This window comes from Rhizobium sp. 25PS6, assembly GCF_032464655.1.
GTDB lineage: Bacteria > Pseudomonadota > Alphaproteobacteria > Rhizobiales > Rhizobiaceae > Rhizobium > Rhizobium laguerreae.
On sequence record NZ_JAWDIV010000014.1, the window covers coordinates 191,712 to 212,151 of the forward strand.

Here is a 20,440-nt window from a genome sequence, read left to right on the forward strand (position 1 = left end):
ACTCGAATTCCTTTCGATCGCCGCTTTCTGTCTATGATGGAGCGGCTGCTCGCCCCGATCGGTCCTAAAGATACGCGGCAGATGCCCAGCGAACTTTGACAGCGAGCAAACACCGGAAGGTTTCAGACAATCTGCGATCGCGTTCATTGACTTATGACAAGGAAAGGCTCCCTGCCGACGGTCATAAGGGGGCACGATCTAATCCAGAGACAAGAAGATGTCGAATGCACTTGTGGTCAAATACGGCGAAGCTCGGCTGCCACGTTACACGAGCTATCCGACCGCCCCCGCATTCGCAGCCGCGGTCGGTCCCGACGATTATGCGCTGGCTCTTCGGGGCGCTGGAAAGGGCGAGCCGGCGTCCTTGTACCTGCACGTCCCTTTCTGCCGGTCGATGTGCTGGTATTGCGGCTGTCACACCACGATCACCAAGCAAGACGCGCCGATCCTCGACTACCTCGACGTCATGAGCAGGGAGATCGAACTCGTCGCTAAAGCCGCCGGCGATAGCATTCCCGTCAAGAACCTTCACTTCGGCGGCGGAACGCCGACGATCATGAAGCCGCACGAATTCGCGGCGTTGATGAAGACGCTGAGGACCTGGTTCGCGTTTGAACAGGACGCCAGCGTGGCGGTCGAGATTGACCCCAGAACCCTCGACAACGAAATGATCGTCGCACTGGGCGAGAATGGCGTGGATCGAGCCAGTCTCGGCGTGCAAAGCTTCGACCCGGTCGTTCAAAAGGCCATCAACCGGATACAGACGTTCAACCAGACGAAGGCTGCGGTCGCAGGATTGCGGGTCTACGGCGTCAAGAGCACGAACTTCGATCTTATCTACGGGCTTCCCTACCAGACGGTCGATTCCTGCGTCGAGACGGTGCAGATGGCCATCGAACTTCGTCCGGAAAGGTTCGCAGTCTTCGGCTATGCTCACGTTCCTGCGTTCAAGAAGCATCAGCGGCTCATCGACGAGGCGGCACTTGCCGGCGCGGCCGAGCGCAACGAACAGGCTGAGGCGATAGCTGAAGAACTCGTTGCAGCCGGATATGTCCGCATCGGTCTCGACCATTTCGCGCTTCCGGAGGACGAACTGGCCATCGCGTCCGTGGGAGGGAAGCTTCACAGGAATTTCCAGGGCTACACTACGGACGACTGCGAGACCCTGATCGGACTTGGCGCGTCGTCGATCGGGCGCCTTGCCTCTGGCTACTATCAGAATCACGTGGCGATTGGTCGATACGCCGAGATGGTGTCGTCCGGCGTCCTTCCGACGGCGAAAGGCTACCTTCTGACGAAGGAGGACAAGCTGCGCGCCAGGGTCATCGAACGGTTGATGTGCGATTTCGAGGTCGATCTCGCCAGCCTCAGCCACGAGGCGGGGCACGAAGAAGGATTTCTCCTGGAGCGAAACGAACGCCTTGCCGATCTCATCGCCGACGGCGTGGCGACCGTATCCGATGGTCGCGTCACGGTGGCCAAGGACTCGCGCTTCATGGTGCGCGCAGTCGCGGCCGCGTTCGACGCGTACTTTGGTGCGCTGGGCAGGACACACAGCAAAGCTGCGTGATTGACGCGTATCGAAGCACTGCGGAAGTCTTCGACGACTATTCAATAATCGATCGGCACGATTGCGACGAGTTTCCCGTCCTCGGACGTGATTTCAAATTGCTGCGGGTGCCGTAAGCTGCCCGTATCGGGACGAACCCTTCGATTATCGACCCAGGAATCGGTCGACAGCGAGACGTCGATGAGTATCGTGGTCGCAAGTTCGTGCGCGGCCGGCCGAGCGCACTCGTATATGTGGTCGTTCGGCTCGCCGGTGACGAGAAGATCGATACGCGAGCGGACGACGGCGTCCATGTCGAGATCGTTTCCATCCAACTGCGCGCGTCTCGCAAACGTCTCGACGCGGGACTGATCAGCGGGAGCCTGCCGCGCTTTCGGCAGGAAGTCAGCGCGTGGGCGAGGCGCACGTATCGGTCGGCCATGCCTGGAAATGTCTTGACCAGAAGCCGCGAGTTCCATCGGCCGGCTTCGACGCGGCGATGTCCGCGAGCGCGGCGTCGGAAGGCGTATCCTGCGCGACGGTCTCGAAGCCTGTTACGGCCAGCTCATGTCCTGGTGCGATCTTCTCGAAGCGATCGCGGACTTTCTTCCAGGTCATCTCGACGAGCGGCCCTGCGACACCATGACGAACGGGCTCGTCCCACTTCTGCAGACGACGCACTGAATCGAAGAGCAGGTCCTGTCGACCGGACTCTCCTACATCATGACTGAGGCGGAGCGCGCCGATGCGGAGGAGCACCGACATCTGGAGCGCATCAGCGATCTTGCCGGAGCTCAAGAGGTCGTCGACATCCTTCTCCGACGGCTCTTCTGGAATTCTGCGGAGCACCGTGGACGGTTGCCACGTACATGGTGGCCGGCAGGGGCCACGCCCGACCGGGCGCCTGATCTGCATCAACGCCCCGGTTTCATCCCTGATGTTTGATGCCGCTGGCAAAAAGGAGGTAGAATTGATGTATTCAAACGACATCATCCCGATCGGCGACGACGTGCTATCGACCGCGGTGCGAACCCACCTGCAGATGGAACTGGGACTGACGCATCAGGACGTGAAGGCTACCGTCTCGCAAGGCGTGGTCACGTTGCGCGGAAAACTCGGAGATGCGACAAGACGCGAGGCTGCGAGAGTCTCCGCGGAAAGCGTGAGTGGCGTCCGGAGGGTGATCAACGACATCTCGATGGCCTATCACATGGCAGGGCGGGCAAGCAGAGCTTGAACCGACGCGCGCCTTTCCGCGACAAGACCTCGAACGGGCCGATCCACGGACAGCCAGTTTGAGCGAGATCAAAGACCTATCCGCCCGGTCTGGCAATCTCGATTCAAAGTTCCGTGAAGGCGCGGATCGGCCTTCGAAGGAGCGGGTATGGGCACGCAAGCTGCAAAAGAGCGGCTGGAGATCATAAAGAGCGATCTGGGACGCCGGATGTCGGCCACAGACGCCGATCTATCTGTACCTCTCGAACACGACTGCGAGGAACGCGACTCAGGTCGAGAACGACGAAGTCTTTGGGGGTATGCAAGTCGAAGGCGTCGATCGGATTGCAGCGGTGGATGCAGCGTTCCTGCGCATCGAAAGTGGCATCTACGGGGCATTGCATGGAGTGTGAATCTGGAATCGGGGCCGAACGCCTGAAGGCCATGCCCTACACGACATTCTGAATAGAGTGCGCACGTTCTTACGCTGATCAGGGCGCGCGCCGGACGAAGTCGATCGAAAGGGGTCTAGCTATGTCTCTGCACCTTCGCGAGCTCACCCAGGGCGAATGTTATGAGGTACTCGAGCACGCACGCTTCGGGCATCTTGCGTGCTGCAGAAATGGCCAGCCCTACGTGGCGGCCGTCTACTTCGCCTTCTCCGGAAACATGGCGTACAGCTTCACGATGCCCGGCAAGAAGCTGAGCTGGATGCGGGAGAACGAGAAGGTCTGTCTCCACGTCGAGCAGCAGTCGAACACGAGAGGCTGGACGAGCGTCGTCGTGGACGGCGTCTTCGAGGAGTTCCCGGACAACGACTTGTGGCGAAGCGAAAGGATACGCGCATGGTCTCTGCTTCAAGCGCAGCCCGACTGGTGGGAAGTCGGCTCCCTGAAGCCGAGCGATCTGCCTACGCTATTCGAACCCCCTCACGTGTTCTTCGGTATCCTCGTCCACACAGTTTCCGGTCGTCGGGCGAGCAGAGAAGATTAGCGCCGGGGCCTTCGCGGTCCAGAAAATGAATCAAGCAATCCATTTTTGGACCGCCCGCCCACCGAGCTTAGCCCTGACAGGAACTCGCCCGAAAGCGAACCGCGAGCGATCGCCGACGGTATCGTGTGGTGCCACTCCTGCGGCGGCCCGCGGCGCAGGACGACCTGAAACCGGGTGGCGCGAAATCTGCCGTTTCGGCGGGAGGTTGCGACGGTTGTCGACGAGATTGACCATACGGACGAGATGTCGGACAAAGCTCGAATCCTCTTCGGATGGATGACAATGGCGAACAGCGAGAGTATGGCGGAGGCCCCGGACCTGCTAGCCAATCCGCTTTCAGAGGCGCCACCGATCGTGACGTCGCCACCCGCCCCCCAGGACGCAAGGTCCTGGCTTTCGCCATTGCGGAGGCTGACGGTGGCGCGCACGGTGCGCACGGGTTCGTTGAAGTGAAGCTGGACGTCTGTCGGCGACGCCTTGAAAACTTGGCCGCTGGAAGGGGAGGATCCAGTCAGTACGGCATGAGCATGGATATCAGAAGGTAAAACAGCGCCGATGCGATCAGCAACAGCGCTGTTGCTTGCGCGAATGCGGCCCATGCGCGTACGGTCGTGGACATGGGCGGCGTCCTTTGTTTAAGAGCGAGGCTGCTCGACGACGTCGAAGAACGGCGCCGGGGCCTCGTAGTCGTCGGAAGTCCTTCCGGCGGCGGGGATTTCGACCAACGCTCCGCAGCTCCACCGGTACATTCCTGCACGACCGGGACGTACACTCGCGTACCGACCGGGAGTTCCTTGGCCACCGTGCCGCGGATCACGAATTCATCGTACTCGTCGTCTGCGAGGCTGTTGCCGCTGAACACGATCTCGGTTGTCCCTTCCTTCACGAACGTGCCATGAAGGTCGTACGCATTCTAGTACGAACCCTTGATCTTCTCGATGGTCCAGCCCGGCTTCGGCCTTGGCTTGGCCGAGACGAGTCCTTCGGGAACCTTGATCCGGACCTTGATCGTGGCCTTACCTTCGCAACCATGGCCAATGCGGACGACGGCCTGTAGACCTTGCCGGAAGCGGCCTGCGACTGCGGTCAGCCACGAGCCGGTCCGGAAAAATTGACTACTGGGTGAGCTGGGCCAGATCGGCGTCGAGGCGTTTGCGCACCAGGTTCGGCACTTTGGCCGTCTTGACGACTTCAAGGTTCGCAGGCGCGTCGCCGACCTGGATCAAGGCGACCATGCCCATGCCGACGTGCGGCGTGCACTTGATCACGTAGGCGCCGGGTACGTCGAACTTGGCTTGGTATTGTTCGTTCGCCTTGGACTTAAATTCCTGGGCGCCGTCCGGGATGAGACCTTTGAACGTTTCGACATTGTGGCTCTTGTCCGTAGGAACGAAGGTCACGGTGTCGCCGGGCGCCACCTTGACGAAGCCGGGCTCGAAGACCATCGCGCCGTCGGCGCCCTTGTTGAGCATGTGTACCTCGTGGTCGGCGGCCATCAGCGGTGCTGCCGACGCGATCAGTGCTGCCGTGGTAGCGATCAGACCGAGCTTGAATTGCATTGCATGTCTCCTTTTCGAAGGGGCCGATCTTGGCCTCGAAAAAGGTTCTATGCCTTGCGCGGAAGCCGCTCTTTGACCCGCGTCAAATAGGAGTGAGTCTGTCGATGTTCTTTCCCGCTGGGTGACTGATCGCCGTTAATGTCGGTCCAGACGTCCGCCGGACTCGGCCTTGCGTGCTGACGCGGGAATTGACAGCGCGAAGGGACGATTTGGTTCAGGGGAGATGGATGGGTCGACGGCGAGCCTCTCCGCATCAAGCGACGGGCCCTTCGGCAGTCGATCGACCAGTTGATGTTTCCGCAGCGTCGAATCCTTCAGCGCCGCGAATTGATCCTAGGTGTTCTGGACCACGGTGCAGGGAGCGCTAAGCCTGCCCGCCCTTGATGACGCGCAGGCCGGACTGGTATTGAGCGGAAATTGTGATGATCGCGTTGATGTGTTGGCAATCACGACGTCCGACCACAGAGGCTTGACATTCCGCGATTGGGAGCACCCCAAAATGAGGCAGGATGGTTAACCAACCTCTAGTAAGTAACAAATTCGTACAGTGATCACGTCTTGTCCAGAAGACCGCGGACCTTCGCCGCTAGCTCTCTCGCGGTATAAGGCTTGCGCAGCCACTCGGCGCCGGGAGGGAGATCCTTGGAAGCAAGTGCCGGTTCCGAGTATCCGGACGTGAGGAGGACGGCGAGATCGGGCCGCAGCAGCCGCGCCTCACCTGCCAGCTCGTCGCCGGTCATGCCGCCAGGCATGACGATGTCCGTGAACAACAGGGCAACTTCGCCGTTGTCGGCCAGCACCTCGAGCGCACGGCCCCCGTTTTCCGCCTCAACGACCGAGTAGCCCATGGCGGAGAGCCTCGCCACCGCAACCTTCCGCACGCGTGGGTCGTCTTCGACCACGAGAACGAGTTCGCTCCCACCGGGAAGCGGCGTTCTGCTTCCTTCCGAAGGAGCGTCGCCCGCGCCGGTGTTGCCGCCTGTGAGGGCGGGCAGGTAGATTCTGATCGTGGTGCCGCGTCCGATCTCGCTGTAGATCTGGAGATGTCCGCCTGACTGCTTGACGAAACCGTAAACCATGCTGAGGCCGAGGCCCGTGCCGGACCCGACCTCCTTCGTGGTGAAGAACGGTTCGATCGCTCGCTTCTTCACCTCGTCGGTCATCCCGGCGCCGGTATCGGTCATGGAGATCAGCACGAAGTTCCCACTACGCACTTCCGGATACATCTTGGCGTAGTCGGCATCGAGGCTAACTCGCGATACCTCGAGGGTCAGGGCGCCGCCCTTCGGCATCGCGTCACGCGCGTTGAGGGCGATGTTCAGGATGGCGTTCTGAAGCTGCGAACCGTCGACGAGGGCGTCGAACTGTGAGCCAGACAGCACCGTCGACAGCTTGATGTCCTCGCCCAATGTCCGTCGAAGAAGATCTGAAAAGCTTGTAATGAGGCGCCCGAGGTCCAACTGCTTGGGAGAAAGCGGCTGGCGCCTGCCAAAGGCCAGCAACTGGCCGGTCAGCTTGGCGCCGTCGGCCGCAGCATCCTGGGCTTCCCGCAGCATGTCGCGCAGTGGCCCCGGTGGCAACTTGTCTTCGATCATCTCGAGATTTCCGCTGATGACGGTCAGCAAGTTGTTGAAGTCATGGGCAAGGCCGCCGGTGAGCTGCCCGACGGCCTCCATCTTCTGCGCATGGCGCAGGTCTTCCTCGATCTTCATTCGGCTCGTCAAATCGCGCACGAAGCCCGTGAATATGCGTTCGCCGTTGGCGGTGGCCTCGCCGACGTGCAGTTCCATCGGGAAGTGTGTGCCGTCGGCCCGTCGGCCGGTGACCACGCGTCCATAGCCGATGATCCGCTTCTCGCCGGTTTCCAGATAATGTCCGATGTAGCCGTCGTGGGCGTCGCGGTAAGGATTCGGCATCAGATTGCTGACGTTGCGGCCGCAGATCTGGTCCGAGGTCAGCCCGAACAGCTTTTCCGCGGCCTTGCTGAACGACATAACGATGCCCTTCTGGTCGATGACGACCATGGCGTCGGGAACGGTTTCCAGAATGGAGGACAGATGCGCCTCGCGCGTCCTGACGGTCTCTTCGGCCCTCCTGAGCGCCGTGACGTCGCTGTTGGCCTCTATGACGGCGAGGTCGCCGTCGGAGAGGTTTACGAGGACGCATCTGTTTGCGACGATGATGTCGTGACCGCTCTTGTGCCGGTGGACGATCTCGCCCTGCCAGAAGCCGCGTGACCGGAGTTGCGCCCGGATGTCTTCGAAGGGTTCGGGGGTCCGCGTGGCGAGAAGCTCGTACACTTTCTCTCCGACAGCTTCCTCCCGCGTCCACCCGTACATGTTCTCGCAGCCGATCGACCAATGGGTGATGGTGCCTTCCAGGCGATGGATTATGATGTCCGCCCCGTCAAGCACATGCACCACCGCGTCCAGTTCCTGCGGCGACGCCGTGCGTGGCGATATGAGGCGGTGGGGCATGCCTGTTCCTTTTGATCAGTGGATGCTGACCCTATGGCAGGTTTTTGCGGAAAAATCATCTGCACCCCCCGACAAACGAGCAAGCTTTTCCATGCTCAGGATCTTCAGGTCGTGCCGGCCCTGCGCGACGAGGACGTCGCGCGCGGCGAGCTTGGTGATGGTGCGCGAAACCGTCTCGATCGTCAGACCGAGATAGTCGGCGATGTCCTGGCGGTTCATCGGCACGCGCAAGACGTCGCGGCGCTTCGCGCCAGGTCGCGAAGCCAGCCGAAGGATGAAGGTGCAGAGGCGCTCCTCGGCGTTCTTCTTCGACAGCAGCACCATCTGGTCGTGTGCGGCGGCGTTCTCGCGACACAAGAGGTCGATGTAGGCAGGGCGCAGTTCATCGCAGCGCGCGACTTCCTGGTGAAAGTTCTTGCGGGAGATGCGCCGGATCTTGCAATCCGTGACGGCCTCGGCGGTGAAGAGAAATTCCCCGAGCAGCGAGGCGCCGACGACGTCGCCGGCGAAATGGAAGGCAGTGATGACCCTGCGTCCTTCTCCGATAATCCGATGCAGCCGCACGACGCCCTCGACGATCTGGAACAGATGCTTGGCGTCATCGCCTTCCCAGCATATCGCCTGTCCGGTCTCGACGAGCTCCGTGGAGCTGGCGCGGAAGACCGAAGACAGGCAAGGACCGCGAGTCGCCTCGACTGCGATTTCGGCGTTTTCAAAAGCGTTGTTGCCCTGCATCAGCATCGTCGTTTCCCCTCGTTGAGTGGGCTCAATAAACAGTGGCCGAGTCACACGTGGATGATCGGATCGTGCCAATTGGTGCGATGTTGTGACGGTTTGTAACAGGCGAGCCTCCCGGCGGGTTTGTCGCGTTCATTGACGTAGATCAAGGAGCTGCTGACGTCCTCGTGACAGTCGTACTTCAAAGTTCGAGAAAGCTGGCCCTGACGTGGCCGGCTGCGCACTGGGGAAGACGTCATGAACTATACAACGGAAACCATCGTGGTCGCTGTCGCCGCGTTCCTAGCCTTAGTGGGCGCGGGACTCGCCCACGATCACCTCTTCGCCGCCCACATGGGCATCCTGAGTTTCTGCCTGTTTGCCGGAACGGTGATCCTGCTGCGGCGCGTCGACTTCTCGCCGGCAGGAAGGCAGCCGAAGCCCGATCCCTCCGGCTATTTCGACGAGGTCATCCGATACGGATTGATCGCCACCGTCTTCTGGGGCGTGGTTGGCTTTCTGGTCGGAGTGGTGGTCGCGGCGCAGCTCGCCTTCCCGGATCTGAACGTCGCCCCCTATCTGAACTTCGGCAGGCTCCGGCCCGTCCATACTTCGGCAGTTATCTTCGCCTTCGGCGGCAATGCCCTGATCATGACCTCCCTCTACGTCGTGCAGCGCACCTGTCATGCGCGGCTCTTCGGCGGCAGTCTCGCCTGGTTCGTCTTCTGGGGCTACCAGCTCTTCATCGTCATGGCGGCGACCGGCTATGTTCTCGGCATCACCCAGGCGCGCGAATATGCCGAGCCGGAGTGGTACGTCGACATCTGGCTGACCATCGTCTGGGTCGCCTATCTCGTCGTCTACCTCGGCACGATCCTCAAGCGCAGGGAACCCCACATCTATGTGGCGAACTGGTTCTATCTCGGCTTCATCGTCACGATCGCGATGCTGCACGTCGTCAACAACCTAGCCGTTCCTGCGTCGTTCCTCGGCACCAAGAGCTATTCGGCCTTCTCGGGCGTCCAGGACGCACTGACGCAGTGGTGGTACGGCCATAACGCCGTCGGTTTCTTCCTGACGGCGGGCTTCCTGGGAATGATGTACTACTTCGTCCCGAAGCAGGCCAACCGCCCGATCTATTCCTACCGCCTGTCAATCATCCACTTCTGGGCCCTGATCTTCATGTATATCTGGGCCGGCCCGCACCACCTCCATTACACCGCCCTTCCCGATTGGGCGCAGACGCTCGGCATGGTCTTCTCGATCATGCTCTGGATGCCGTCGTGGGGCGGCATGATCAACGGCCTGATGACGCTGTCAGGCGCATGGGACAAGATCCGCACCGACCCCATCATCCGCATGATGGTCATTGCAATCGCCTTCTATGGCATGTCGACCTTCGAAGGCCCGATGATGTCGGTGAAGACGGTCAATTCGCTCAGCCATTATACTGAGTGGACCATTGGTCACGTGCATTCGGGTGCGCTCGGCTGGGTCGGGATGATCACCTTCGGTGCGATCTACTACCTGACGCCGAAGCTCTGGGGCCGCGAGCGGCTCTACAGCCTCAGGATGGTCAACTGGCACTTCTGGCTCGCCACCCTCGGCATCGTCGTCTACGCCGCCGTTCTCTGGGTCGCCGGTATCCAGCAGGGCCTGATGTGGCGCGAGTACAATTCGCAGGGCTTCCTCGTCTACTCCTTCGCCGAAACCGTCTCCGCCATGATCCCCTACTACGTCCTGCGTGTCGTGGGTGGTGGGCTGTACCTGATGGGCGGCCTCGTGATGGCCTGGAACGTCTTCATGACCATCCGCGGCCGCGAGCGGAACGAAGCCGCAATTCCGACCGCTTACGTGCCCCAGGCACAACCCGCCGAGTGAGGTGAACCATGGCATCGATACTGGACAAACATAAGATCCTCGAGAAGAACGCGACGCTGCTTCTCGTCGGCTCGCTACTGGTCGTTTCCATAGGCGGCATCGTCGAAATCGCACCGCTCTTCTATCTACAGAACACTATCGAGAAGGTGGAGGGGATGCGGCCTTACACGCCTCTCGAGCTGGTCGGCCGCAACATCTACATTCGCGAAGGCTGCTATCTCTGCCACAGCCAGATGATCCGTCCGTTCCGCGACGAAGTGGAGCGCTACGGCCATTATTCGCTGGCCGCCGAATCCATGTACGACCACCCGTTCCAATGGGGCTCGAAGCGCACGGGTCCGGATCTTGCCCGCGTCGGCGGCCGCTATTCGAACGAGTGGCACGTCCAGCACCTCTCCGACCCGCGGGCGGTGGTGCCGGAATCGATCATGCCGAAATACGCCTTTCTCAAAACGCAGGACGTGACCGTCAAGGACGTCGGCATGGATCTGAAAGCCAACGAAGACGTCGGCGTGCCCTACAGCGACGACATGCTCGCCAATGCCGAAGCCGACATCAAGGCGCAGGCCGACCCGAACGCCGATACCACCGCTCTTCTGGCCCGCTATCCGAAGGCGAAGGTCGGCGATTTCGACGGTGATCCGCAGAAGCTCACCGAGATGGACGCTCTGGTCGCCTACCTGCAGATGGTCGGCACGCTGGTCGACTTCTCGACCTATGACGACGCAACCGGCTACCGATGAGGTGAAACATGGAAACGTACACCGCAATGCGGCACTTCGCCGACAGTTGGGGTCTTCTGGCGATGACGGCATTCTTCCTTGGCGTCGTCGTCTTCACGCTCCGCCCCGGCAGCAGGCAGGCGGCCAACGAGGCCGCTGCCATTCCCCTGAAGGACGATTGAGATGTCGGAAAAGCATATTGACGAAATCAGCGGCGTCGAGACCACCGGACACGAGTGGGATGGCATCCGCGAACTGAATAATCCGATGCCGCGCTGGTGGGTGTGGACCTTCTATGTCACGATCCTCTGGGCGATCGGATATGCTATCGCCTATCCCGCCATACCGATGATCACTTCCGCAACAGAGGGCTACCTGGGCTATTCGACCCGAGCCGAGTTCCAGCAGGATCTCGATCAAGCGAAGGCCGGCCAGATGAAGTTCCATGACATGATCGCCTCGAAGACAGTCGAGGAAATCGACGCCGATCCAACCCTGCGCGAGTTCGCCATCGCCGGCGGCGCTTCGTCGTTCAAGGTCAATTGCGCGCCGTGCCACGGCTCGGGCGCGAGTGGCGGTCCAGGCTTTCCGAACCTCAACGACGACGACTGGTTGTGGGGCGGCGACCTGCAGTCGATCCAGACGACGATCGCCCACGGCATCCGCTTCGACGGCGACGGGGACAGCCACGTTTCCGAGATGCCCGCCTTCGCGGACATGCTCGACCCAACGCAGACGAAGCAGGTGGCCGCATATGTCTGGGGCCTGACCAACAAACCTTCCGATCAGGCCCTCGCCGAAGCCGGCAGGCAGCTCTTCCTCGACAACTGCGCGGCGTGTCATGGCGAGGACGGAAAGGGGAAGGTGGACATGGGAGCGCCCGACCTTGCCGACGCGATCTGGTTGAAGGCGAAGGGCGAAGAGGCGATCGCCCGCCAGATCGCTGCGCCGAAGCACGGTGTCATGCCTGCATGGGCGTCCCGCCTCGGAGAGGCGAGCGTGAAGGAGCTGACGGTGTTCGTGCACTCGCTCGGCGGTGGAACGTGAGGAGTGCGACATGAGCGGCCATGATCATGATCCATTGCTTGCACTCTACGGGCTGCCACGCTCGGTGGTCCATTCGCGCGTCTCCGTTCGGGCGAAGCCCGTAGCCCCGGAATGCGAGCGAGAAGAACCCGAGAAAATCGGAAATTCGATGGTGAGTTTGACTGCGCTCAAAGACCATCGGACGACCAGCCGGTAGACATTCGATCGAGGACGTCCCAGCGGATATCTCCCCCGCAGTTCCTCCCGGCCACGTCTCGAAACCCTCCGAGGCGTGGCCGCACTCAGTTCAGCGGCTCCTGCTCGGCCGCGTCCTCTCCGGCGCGGCCGTTTTTTTGAAGACCCCGTTCTTGATTTGAATCAAGGACGAGCTGACGGAGAGGTGGGAGAACTCGGCGGAAAGGAAGCGGCAAATGAACCTTTACACTGCCTCGGATCCCAACAACGTCGAGCACGTGAACGCGGAGCCCGTCAACGCCCGCCGGAACCGGGAGCCGCTCTACACTGCACGTAAGAAGATCTTCCCCAAGCGTGCCGAAGGCCACTTCCGCCGGTTCAAGTGGCTGGTGATGCTGGTCACGCTAAGCATCTACTATTTCGCTCCCTGGATCCGATGGGACCGGGGCGAATACGCGCCCGACCAGGCGATCCTCGTCGATTTGGCGTCGCGCCGCTTCTACTTCTTCTTCATCGAAATATGGCCACAGGAATTCTACTACGTGGCCGGTCTTCTCGTCATGGCCGGCTTCGGGCTGTTTCTGGTGACTTCCGCCGTCGGTCGCGCCTGGTGCGGCTACGCCTGTCCGCAGACCGTCTGGGTCGATCTCTTTCTGGTCGTCGAACGTTGGGTCGAGGGCGACCGCAACGCCAGGATGAAGCTCGATGCGGCCCAGTGGACGTTCGGCAAGGTTCGGAAACGTTTTGTGAAACATGCCATCTGGCTGGCGATCGGCGTGGTGACCGGCGGCGCATGGATCTTCTATTTCGCAGACGCTCCAGACCTCGCCGTGTCGCTCTTCACCGGTGGCGCGCCGATGGTCGCCTATGCGACGGTGGCGACGCTCACTGCGACGACCTACGTGCTCGGCGGGCTGATGCGCGAGCAGGTCTGCACGTACATGTGCCCGTGGCCGCGCATCCAGGGTGCGATGCTAGACGAGAATTCCCTCGTCGTCACCTACAACGACTGGCGCGGCGAGCAGCGCTCCCGGTATTCCAAAAAGGCTCAGGCCCTGGGACAGCCTGTCGGCGACTGCGTCGACTGCAACGTCTGCGTCGCCGTCTGTCCCATGGGAATCGATATTCGCGATGGCCAGCAGATGGAGTGCATCACCTGCGCGCTCTGCATCGACGCCTGCGACGGCGTCATGGACAAGATCGGCAAGCCCCGAGGTCTCATCGCCTACGCCACCCTCAGCGAGTATGCGGACAACATGGCGATCGCGACCGACGGGGGACGGACGCCGGTTCAGCCCTCCAGGGTGCGCGGGCCGGACGGGTCGCTCGTCGACGGCATCAGGCACTTCGACTGGAGGATCATCTTCAGAGCGCGCGTGGTCTTCTATGCGGCGGTGTGGTGCATGATCGGCGCGGGCATGATCGTCCACCTCGCCATGCGGGACAGGCTTGAGCTCAACGTCGTCCACGACCGCAATCCGCAGTTCGTTCTGGAAAGCGACGGGTCGATCCGCAACGGCTATACGCTGCGCATCCTCAATATGGTGCCCAAGCCCAGAAGGATCGAATTGACCATATCGGGACTCGAGGGCGCGACGATGCGCATCCCTGAACTGGGCAAGGAGGACGCGCGCAGCTTCGTGCTGGACGCAGCGCCCGACGTCGCGACGACCGTCAAGGTCTTCGTGACCAGCCGGCCCTCCGGCGCTTCGGTGGACGAGTTCCTGTTCGTGATCGGAGACGAAGACCACTCCGACCGCGCCACCTACCGCGCGGCCTTCAATTCACCCGGAGACATAAAATGAGCAGAACTGACAAAGGATTCACGGGCCGGCACATGCTGCTGACGACATGCGCCTTCTTCGCCGTGGTAATCTCCGTCAACGTGACGATGGCCTGGTTCGCCTCCGCGAGCTGGAGTGGCCTCGTGGTCGAGAACACCTACGTGGCGAGCCAGCAGTTCAACCAGAAAGCAGCCGCGATCAAGGCCATGGCGGCGACCGGAGTCTCGGGCGACATTTCGCTACGTGGCAACGTCTTCACCTACAACCTCCACAATCGAGACGGTTCACCCGCTCCCGCCGAAGAAGTGACCGCTGCTTTCCGTAGGCCGGTGGGCGACCATGAGGACTTCACCGCCGCTTTGAAGAAGGTCGCAGAAGGGCGCTTCGAGGTCGACCACCACGTGCCTTCGGGCGACTGGATCGTCGAACTGATTTCTAAGCGCGACGGGATGACCATCCTGCATGAAGCCCTGCGATTCGACACCGCGGAGTTCGTTCGATGACCTGCTGCATGATGAACGCGGAGGCGGTGCTCGCGATGAGTGCCAAGGCCTTCAGTGCAGAGGAAGTCGCGCTGGCAAGCCACCCGCTCGGAGAAGGACTGCACCAGCTCGATCTCAGCGTTCCCGACGTCCATTGCGGCGCCTGCATACAGACGATCGAGAAGGCGCTGACGGCGCTGCCTTTCGTGAAGAAGGCCAGGGTGAATCTTACCTCCCGGCGCGTCACCTGCGTCTACTCGGAGCGCGGAAAGGATGAGGCCACGAATCCGGCGCGTATACTGGAAGCGATCGACGGCGCGGGTTATCGCGCCCATCTGTTCACGCCCGTCGCGACGGAGAACGACAGTACCCGCAACCAGCTACTCCTGGCGGTCGGCGTGGCCGGCTTCGCCGCCGCAAACATCATGCTGCTGTCGGTTTCCGTCTGGTCCGGAGCAGATGCTGCGACGCGTGACATGTTCCACTGGATTTCGGCGCTGATCGCGGCCCCCACCTTGATCTATGCCGGGCGGTTTTTCTTCCAGTCGGCGTGGAATGCGCTCAAGCATGGCCGGACCAATATGGACGTGCCGATTTCGCTCGCGGTGACGCTCTCCTATGCGGTATCCCTCTGGGAGACCATGCATCACAGCGAGCACGCCTGGTTCGACGCGACCGTCTCGTTGCTGTTCTTCCTGCTGATCGGCCGGGCGCTGGATCATATGATGCGTGAGAAGGCCAGAGCGGCCATCAATGGTCTTGCTCGTATTGCGCCCCGCGGTGCACTGCTTGTTCAGCCGGACGGCTCCCGGCGTTTCGTCGCCGTCGAGGATATCGTGGTAGGCGACGAAGTTGCGATCCCGGCGGGCGAACGCATCCCCGTCGACTGCGTGGTCGTCAGGGGAGAAAGCGAAGTCGACCTCTCGATCGTCACCGGCGAAAGCAGCCCGGCCTCGGTTCACGGGGGCACTTGCGTGAGCTCCGGCGCAATGAACCTGACGGGATCGCTGGTGGTCCGCGCCACGAAGCTCGCGAGGAATTCTCTTCTTTCGGAGATCATCGCGCTCATGGAGGCTGCGGAGGGAGGAAGAGCCCGCTACCGCAGAATAGCCGACCGCGCGGCTTCGCTCTATTCTCCGGTCGTCCATCTCCTGGCGCTCGTTTCGTTCCTGGGATGGGGCTTCCTGGGCGGCGACTGGAAACAGGCGGTGCTCGTCGCCGTTGCCGTGCTGATCATCACGTGCCCCTGCGCGCTCGGGTTGGCCGTCCCGGTCGTGCAGGTCGTCGCCGCCGGGGAGCTGTTCCGCCGAGGCGTCATGGTCAAGGACGGTTCGGCACTGGAGAGGCTGTCGGAAATCGACCTCGTCGCGTTCGATAAGACCGGCACGCTGACGATGGGAACTCCCCGCCTCGTTTCCTTCGAGGCCGAGAACGATGCCGACGTCGCCTGCGCGGCCGGGCTGGCGGTTCACTCAAGGCATCCTCTCTCACAGGCCCTCGTCCGAAGCGCCGTTCTTGCTCCCGTTCATTTCGAGAGGGTGGTGGAGGTGCCGGGCGGCGGGCTTGAGGCGACGCGTGACGAGGCGACGTATCGTCTTGGCAGTTCGGCCTTTGCATGCGGCGGCGAGACGACGAAGGTCGACGGCACCCTCTCGGAAGTCGTACTCTCGAGGGACGGCCGGGCCGTCGCACGCTTCTTCTTTGAGGACACGATCAGGCCGGGAGCGGCCGAGGCCGTGAAACGTCTTCGCGACGGCGGCTTCCAGACGATAATGCTCTCCGGCGACCGCGAGAACGTGGTGGCGGCAACGGCCCGCAAGCTGGGCATCGACAGCGCTCTCGCGGAATTGACCCCGAAGCAGAAGGTCGAGACCTGCCAGGAGCTGAGCAAGGGCGGCCACCGGGTGCTCATGGTCGGCGACGGCATCAACGACGCCCCGGCGCTCGCGGCAGCCCACGTGTCGATCGCTCCGGCCACGGCCTCCGACATCGGACGCCACGCGGCGGACCTCGTGTTCTTCGGCGACCGGCTCGACGCCGTTCCGCAGGCGGTCGAAATCGCGCGACGTTCTGCGACGCTCGTCCGACAGAATTTCGCGCTTGCCATCGGTTACAACGTCCTGGCCGTGCCGATAGCCATCGCCGGGCTGGCGACGCCTCTCGTCGCGGCGGTCGCGATGTCGACGTCGTCGATCATCGTCGTCACCAACGCCTTGCGCCTCAACGTCCTGATAAGACGCGCTCCGGCACCGGCCGCCGGTGTCCATGTCCCGCAGACGGAGGCGCGACCCGCATGAACATGTTGATCTACCTGATACCTATCGCGCTCTTCATGGGAGGCGTCGGTCTCGCCGCCTTCCTCTGGTCGTTGAAGAGCGGCCAGTACGAGGATCTTGAGGGGGCCGCATGGCGGGCGATCGCGGACGACGAGCCCCAACGACCGGACCTCGAGCGAGGGAAGGAAGCGTGATGCTTGCCAGAAATCAGATTGTCCGAGATGCGAGGATATTCCGTGGGCTGGACCAGGGGGTGGCAGGACTTCTGCAGGAGCTGGTGGAGGTTCGGGCGTTCCAGGCCGGTGAAGCGATATTCCGCGAAGGCCAGGCGGCGGAGGAGGTCTTCTACCTGATGCACGGTCTCGTGCGTCTCGTGAAGAGGGAATTAAGCGGTCGCGAAGCCGATATCTGCGTGCTGGAACCGGGAGAGATGTTCGCCGACCATCTCGTTGTCGGCGGCGGCGTCCATCCCCATACGGCTCTCGCCGCGGAGGCGACCGAAGTCGCAGCGTTCGATCTGGCCGGGCTGCGCGAGCTTGCGCTTCGACACCCTCGGCTGCTTGCCAATCTGGCCCTCATCGTGTCCGAGCACCTTCTTGCCGCGCTGGACTGCGTCGCGGCCGACCGCCTGCAGACCGCATCCCAAAGAGTCGCCAACTACTTTTTGAGTCGGTGCCCTGCGGAAGCGAGCTGCTTCACTTTCCGGCTCCCCTACCAGAAGAGGATCCTGGCGGGAAAGCTGGGGCTCGCGCCGGAAGCGCTGTCACGCGCTTTCGCAACCTTGGGGGGACGCGGGGTCGACGTCAGGGGGCGGACGGTGACCGTGGACGACGTCAACCTTCTCAGGACGCTTTGCTGACGGACATCCCCAGAATTGGTGTGCAGATGTCGGGCATTGCATGCCAGACAGCCAGACAACCATGTGCGGGATCTACTCCAGCGCGGGTTTATCGTACGTGTCACGGGAGACATCGCGGCGGCCCCGGCAGTCCGGTAGGAGGACTTCTGATGCGCCCAGCCTCTTTGCCCGTACTGTTTCCCAATCGACGGTTCTTGTCGGAGGTGAAGGAAGGCGCAACTTCGACGGTGGCGCGCCGCGCAATCCTGCGTTATGTCTGATGCCGGCATGCAATGGGGCTTGATAGATGGAATCGGATCGCATTCTCGTGGTCGACGACGACGCCCGGATAAGGCAGATGCTCGCTCTTTACTTCGAGGAAAACGGCTACCGCGTGACTGCCGTCGCAAACGGTGCTGGAATGCGATCCGAACTCTCCCGTGGCTCGTTTGCCGCAATCTTTCTGGATCTCGTGCTGCCGGGAGGCGAGAACGGATTCGACTTGCTGAAGGAGCTTCGAAGCGGCTCCGACGTCCCGGTGCTCATGCTGACGGGGCAGGACGACGTGACTGACAAGGTCATCGGCCTCGAATTCGGGGCGGACGACTATGTCGCCAAGCCGTTCCACCTTCGGGAGCTGCTCGCACGCTTGCGAACCGTCCTCCGGCGTCGAGCCGGCGCGGCTCAGCCTACGACGCAGGCCGCGGTTCCCGACGAGACGTTTCGTTTCGAAGGTTTCGTCCTGGACGTCCCCCGGCGGAAACTGACGTCTCCGACGGGCGGCGACATTCCCTTGACCTCGGGCGAATTCGACATGCTCGTCGTCTTTCTGCGGAATGCCGGACGTGTCCTTACCAGAGACACTCTCATGGATTTGACGCGGAACCGAAACCTAGAAGCATTCGACAGGGCGATCGACGCCCAGATCGTGCGTCTTCGGAAGAAGATCGAGCCGGATCCCAAGGCTCCGGCCCTGATCCAGTCCGTGAGGAGCGTCGGCTACGTGTTCACCGGGCGCGTTGCCTAACGCGCGGGTAATTGATTGGCGTCAATGTTCCGTGCCACGCAGACGCTATGTTGCCCTCGCAACAGAGCAACCTGAACCATGATCATCTGGATTACATTCGCCGTCATGACGGCGGTCGTCACGGCCGCGCTCCTTCATCCGCTGTCCTCGTTCCGGCCGGCGGTCGCGGACGGCGCAAAGGACGGCGCCCGAGTCTATCGCGACCAGCTTGAGGAACTCGACAGGGAACTGGCGGCGGGACGCATCGCTCCGGACGACCATCGAGTGGCAAGAGCGGAAACGGCCAGAAGGCTGTTTCGCGAGGCCGATGCCGTTCGCGTCGAGTGGTCCTCCTCCCGGTCGCCGGTCGCCTTGAAGCTGAGCGTCGCCGCGTTTCTGTCCATCGCCAGCATCTCCACGTACGTCGCGGTCGGCTCTCCAGAACTCCCGTCGAAGGCTCTGCAACAAAGGCTTGACGAGCCGGGACAGGACCTCGCCATCCTGATTCGCAAGACCGAAGAGCATCTTGCGCGGGCTCCGAACGACGGCCGGGGATGGGACGTCATCGCTCCGATCTATCTCCGCACCAATCGCGTCGCGGATGCGGACAGGGCCTATCGAAATGCCATCCGGCTCCTTGGGCCGAGCGCAATCAGACTGGACGGGCTTGCCGAAGCGATGCTGGCTTCCTCCAACGGCACGGTCACCGCAGCGGCTCGTCAGGCGCTCGAAGCGTCGCTAGAGCTCCAGCCGCGCAATCCGCGTGCGAAATTCTATGTGGCGCTCGCCAGCGAACAAGCAGGCGACACCGCCGAGGCGAAGGCCGCCTTCGAAGCCATCGCCAAGGATTCGCCGCCCGGCGCGCCGTGGCTGCCGCTCGTCAACGAGCACATCGCGAGGAATGGCGAAACCCTGGCCGGTGCGCAGAGCCTCGCCCCGGTCGACCAGCAGCAGATAATCCGCGGCATGGTCGAAAGCCTGGATGCCAAGCTTAGCGAGGAACCGAACAATTTCGAGGGATGGATGCGGCTCGTGCGCTCCTGTGCGGTATTGAACGAAATGGATCGTGCAGCCGATGCGCTAGATCGCGCGTTGGCAGTCTTTGCAGCCGATGGCGAAAGCGGCAGGAAATTGATTGCGGTGGCACGCGAGTACGGTATCGGCAAGGAAAAGGCGGAATGACACGCAAACAGAAACGCCTGGCGGTAATTGGCGCCGGCATGGGGTTCATCTTGGCCGCCGTGCTGCTGGTCATGTTCGCCTTCAGCCAGTCCATCGCCTATTTCTACATGCCATCTGACGTGGCCTCCGGCGACGTTCGTCCGGGAGCAAGGATTCGACTGGGTGGTCTGGTCGGAGAGCGCAGTATCGTCCGAGGCTCCGGGACGTCCGTCGAGTTCTCCGTGACCGATCCGGGCGGGGCGGTCGTGCACGTCAGGTATGCGGGAATCCTTCCAGACCTCTTCCGGGAGGGACAGGGAGTGGTGACGGAAGGAGCGTTCGAAGCCGGGAGCCAGATCTTCTCGGCCGATACGGTTCTAGCCAAGCACGACGAGCGTTATGTTCCGAAGGAAGTGGCGGACAAGCTCAAGGAACAGGGCCTGTGGCAGCACGGGGAGCCGAAGGAATGATCATCGAGATCGGTCATTACGCGCTGGTGCTGGCGCTGGCCACGGCGCTCATCCTCTCCATCGTGCCGGTGATCGGAGCCCGTCGTCAT

Annotated in this window: 20 protein-coding genes and 2 pseudogenes; 15 read left to right on the forward strand and 7 right to left on the reverse strand. The window is 62.0% G+C overall.

From position 1 onward, the window contains the following. The first annotated feature begins 217 nt into the window (after positions 1–217). Complete coding sequence (gene hemN, locus RWK44_RS21220; protein ID WP_131664353.1) at positions 218–1,570, forward strand: oxygen-independent coproporphyrinogen III oxidase; 1,353 nt, start codon at positions 218–220, stop codon at positions 1,568–1,570. Between the two features lie 134 nt (positions 1,571–1,704). Here the strand turns inward: hemN and RWK44_RS21225 are convergent. Further along, positions 1,705–1,896 (reverse strand): annotated as a pseudogene (locus tag RWK44_RS21225) (protein norD); the annotation flags it as partial. A 58-nt stretch (positions 1,897–1,954) separates the two neighbouring features. Then, positions 1,955–2,347 carry a hypothetical protein gene (locus tag RWK44_RS21230; RefSeq protein WP_131664350.1) on the reverse strand — a complete coding sequence of 131 codons (393 nt, stop codon included), beginning with the start codon at positions 2,345–2,347 and terminating at the stop codon, positions 1,955–1,957. A 175-nt stretch (positions 2,348–2,522) separates the two neighbouring features. On the opposite strand from RWK44_RS21230, the gene RWK44_RS21235 reads away from it, so the two are divergent. Together RWK44_RS21235 and RWK44_RS21240 are read left to right on the forward strand one after the other, a co-directional pair. Then, on the forward strand, positions 2,523–2,786 hold the full coding sequence (locus RWK44_RS21235) for a BON domain-containing protein (RefSeq protein WP_168283144.1): 264 nt from the start codon (positions 2,523–2,525) through the stop codon (positions 2,784–2,786). Between the two features lie 512 nt (positions 2,787–3,298). Then, on the forward strand, positions 3,299–3,757 hold the full coding sequence (locus RWK44_RS21240; RefSeq protein WP_131664348.1) for a pyridoxamine 5'-phosphate oxidase family protein: 459 nt from the start codon (positions 3,299–3,301) through the stop codon (positions 3,755–3,757). On the opposite strand, the gene RWK44_RS35065 is transcribed toward RWK44_RS21240, so the two are convergent. The 5 genes and pseudogenes from RWK44_RS35065 to RWK44_RS21260 form a co-directional block, all read right to left on the reverse strand. Then, entirely contained in the window at positions 3,754–4,314 is a 561-nt protein-coding gene (locus RWK44_RS35065) for a copper resistance protein CopC (protein ID WP_410056139.1), read from the reverse strand. The genes RWK44_RS21240 and RWK44_RS35065 overlap by 4 nt on opposite strands. A gap of 209 nt (positions 4,315–4,523) precedes the next feature. Then, positions 4,524–4,952 (reverse strand): annotated as a pseudogene (locus tag RWK44_RS21245) (YcnI family protein); the annotation flags it as partial. After that, positions 4,873–5,316 carry a pseudoazurin gene (locus RWK44_RS21250; RefSeq protein WP_168283146.1) on the reverse strand — a complete coding sequence of 148 codons (444 nt, stop codon included), beginning with the start codon at positions 5,314–5,316 and terminating at the stop codon, positions 4,873–4,875. The pseudogene RWK44_RS21245 and the gene RWK44_RS21250, both read right to left, overlap by 80 nt. Positions 5,317–5,867: 551 nt before the next feature. Further along, positions 5,868–7,793, reverse strand: coding sequence for a hybrid sensor histidine kinase/response regulator (locus RWK44_RS21255; RefSeq protein ID WP_131664345.1), 1,926 nt, complete (start codon positions 7,791–7,793; stop codon positions 5,868–5,870). A gap of 15 nt (positions 7,794–7,808) precedes the next feature. Further along, the gene (locus RWK44_RS21260) at positions 7,809–8,534 is read right to left on the reverse strand and encodes a Crp/Fnr family transcriptional regulator (protein WP_316029346.1); all 726 of its coding nucleotides are present in this window, start codon (positions 8,532–8,534) and stop codon (positions 7,809–7,811) included. A 234-nt stretch (positions 8,535–8,768) separates the two neighbouring features. On the opposite strand from RWK44_RS21260, the gene ccoN reads away from it, so the two are divergent. The 12 genes from ccoN to ccmE all read left to right on the forward strand — a co-directional run bounded on the left by ccoN (position 8,769) and on the right by ccmE (position 20,351). Further along, positions 8,769–10,391: a cytochrome-c oxidase, cbb3-type subunit I gene (gene ccoN, locus RWK44_RS21265; RefSeq protein WP_131664343.1), complete on the forward strand. Its 1,623-nt coding sequence runs from the start codon at positions 8,769–8,771 to the stop codon at positions 10,389–10,391. An 8-nt stretch (positions 10,392–10,399) separates the two neighbouring features. After that, complete coding sequence (ccoO, locus tag RWK44_RS21270; RefSeq protein ID WP_064683054.1) at positions 10,400–11,134, forward strand: cytochrome-c oxidase, cbb3-type subunit II; 735 nt, start codon at positions 10,400–10,402, stop codon at positions 11,132–11,134. Between the two features lie 8 nt (positions 11,135–11,142). After that, positions 11,143–11,295 (forward strand): CcoQ/FixQ family Cbb3-type cytochrome c oxidase assembly chaperone, encoded by a 153-nt coding sequence (locus RWK44_RS21275; protein WP_064683053.1) that lies wholly within the window; start codon positions 11,143–11,145, stop codon positions 11,293–11,295. Between the two features lies 1 nt (position 11,296). After that, positions 11,297–12,160: a cytochrome-c oxidase, cbb3-type subunit III gene (gene ccoP, locus RWK44_RS21280; RefSeq protein ID WP_316029347.1), complete on the forward strand. Its 864-nt coding sequence runs from the start codon at positions 11,297–11,299 to the stop codon at positions 12,158–12,160. A gap of 410 nt (positions 12,161–12,570) precedes the next feature. Further along, positions 12,571–14,139, forward strand: coding sequence for a cytochrome c oxidase accessory protein CcoG (gene ccoG / locus RWK44_RS21290; RefSeq protein ID WP_131664339.1), 1,569 nt, complete (start codon positions 12,571–12,573; stop codon positions 14,137–14,139). Then, positions 14,136–14,621 carry a FixH family protein gene (locus tag RWK44_RS21295; protein ID WP_316029348.1) on the forward strand — a complete coding sequence of 162 codons (486 nt, stop codon included), beginning with the start codon at positions 14,136–14,138 and terminating at the stop codon, positions 14,619–14,621. Before ccoG ends, RWK44_RS21295 begins: the two co-directional genes overlap by 4 nt. Beyond that, complete coding sequence (locus RWK44_RS21300; RefSeq protein WP_316029349.1) at positions 14,618–16,897, forward strand: cation-translocating P-type ATPase; 2,280 nt, start codon at positions 14,618–14,620, stop codon at positions 16,895–16,897. Before RWK44_RS21295 ends, RWK44_RS21300 begins: the two co-directional genes overlap by 4 nt. Beyond that, positions 16,894–17,070, forward strand: coding sequence for a cbb3-type cytochrome oxidase assembly protein CcoS (gene ccoS / locus RWK44_RS21305; RefSeq protein WP_131664336.1), 177 nt, complete (start codon positions 16,894–16,896; stop codon positions 17,068–17,070). The genes RWK44_RS21300 and ccoS overlap by 4 nt, the downstream gene beginning before the upstream one ends. Beyond that, positions 17,070–17,735: a Crp/Fnr family transcriptional regulator gene (locus RWK44_RS21310; protein ID WP_131664335.1), complete on the forward strand. Its 666-nt coding sequence runs from the start codon at positions 17,070–17,072 to the stop codon at positions 17,733–17,735. Before ccoS ends, RWK44_RS21310 begins: the two co-directional genes overlap by 1 nt. A 286-nt stretch (positions 17,736–18,021) precedes the next feature. Further along, positions 18,022–18,741 (forward strand): response regulator, encoded by a 720-nt coding sequence (locus RWK44_RS21315; protein WP_131664334.1) that lies wholly within the window; start codon positions 18,022–18,024, stop codon positions 18,739–18,741. Positions 18,742–18,819: 78 nt separating this feature from the next. Further along, a complete protein-coding gene (ccmI, locus tag RWK44_RS21320; RefSeq protein WP_316029350.1) occupies positions 18,820–19,902 on the forward strand; it encodes a c-type cytochrome biogenesis protein CcmI in 1,083 nt (360 codons plus the stop codon). Further along, positions 19,899–20,351: a cytochrome c maturation protein CcmE gene (ccmE, locus tag RWK44_RS21325; protein WP_131664332.1), complete on the forward strand. Its 453-nt coding sequence runs from the start codon at positions 19,899–19,901 to the stop codon at positions 20,349–20,351. Before ccmI ends, ccmE begins: the two co-directional genes overlap by 4 nt. Positions 20,352–20,440: the final 89 nt, after the last annotated feature.

Coding starts and splice junctions, on each gene's coding strand:
- ccoN (WP_131664343.1), top strand. CDS start 8,769: ATGAACTATACAACGGAAACCATCGTGGTCGCTGTCGCCGCGTTCCTA.
- RWK44_RS21240 (WP_131664348.1), top strand. CDS start 3,299: ATGTCTCTGCACCTTCGCGAGCTCACCCAGGGCGAATGTTATGAGGTA.
- ccmE (WP_131664332.1), top strand. CDS start 19,899: ATGACACGCAAACAGAAACGCCTGGCGGTAATTGGCGCCGGCATGGGG.
- RWK44_RS21315 (WP_131664334.1), top strand. CDS start 18,022: ATGGAATCGGATCGCATTCTCGTGGTCGACGACGACGCCCGGATAAGG.
- RWK44_RS21295 (WP_316029348.1), top strand. CDS start 14,136: ATGAGCAGAACTGACAAAGGATTCACGGGCCGGCACATGCTGCTGACG.
- RWK44_RS21275 (WP_064683053.1), top strand. CDS start 11,143: ATGGAAACGTACACCGCAATGCGGCACTTCGCCGACAGTTGGGGTCTT.
- ccoO (WP_064683054.1), top strand. CDS start 10,400: ATGGCATCGATACTGGACAAACATAAGATCCTCGAGAAGAACGCGACG.
- ccmI (WP_316029350.1), top strand. CDS start 18,820: ATGATCATCTGGATTACATTCGCCGTCATGACGGCGGTCGTCACGGCC.
- RWK44_RS21235 (WP_168283144.1), top strand. CDS start 2,523: ATGTATTCAAACGACATCATCCCGATCGGCGACGACGTGCTATCGACC.
- ccoS (WP_131664336.1), top strand. CDS start 16,894: ATGAACATGTTGATCTACCTGATACCTATCGCGCTCTTCATGGGAGGC.
- RWK44_RS21260 (WP_316029346.1), bottom strand. CDS start 8,534: ATGCTGATGCAGGGCAACAACGCTTTTGAAAACGCCGAAATCGCAGTC.
- ccoP (WP_316029347.1), top strand. CDS start 11,297: ATGTCGGAAAAGCATATTGACGAAATCAGCGGCGTCGAGACCACCGGA.
- RWK44_RS21255 (WP_131664345.1), bottom strand. CDS start 7,793: ATGCCCCACCGCCTCATATCGCCACGCACGGCGTCGCCGCAGGAACTG.
- RWK44_RS21250 (WP_168283146.1), bottom strand. CDS start 5,316: ATGCAATTCAAGCTCGGTCTGATCGCTACCACGGCAGCACTGATCGCG.
- ccoG (WP_131664339.1), top strand. CDS start 12,571: ATGAACCTTTACACTGCCTCGGATCCCAACAACGTCGAGCACGTGAAC.
- RWK44_RS21310 (WP_131664335.1), top strand. CDS start 17,070: ATGCTTGCCAGAAATCAGATTGTCCGAGATGCGAGGATATTCCGTGGG.
- hemN (WP_131664353.1), top strand. CDS start 218: ATGTCGAATGCACTTGTGGTCAAATACGGCGAAGCTCGGCTGCCACGT.
- RWK44_RS21300 (WP_316029349.1), top strand. CDS start 14,618: ATGACCTGCTGCATGATGAACGCGGAGGCGGTGCTCGCGATGAGTGCC.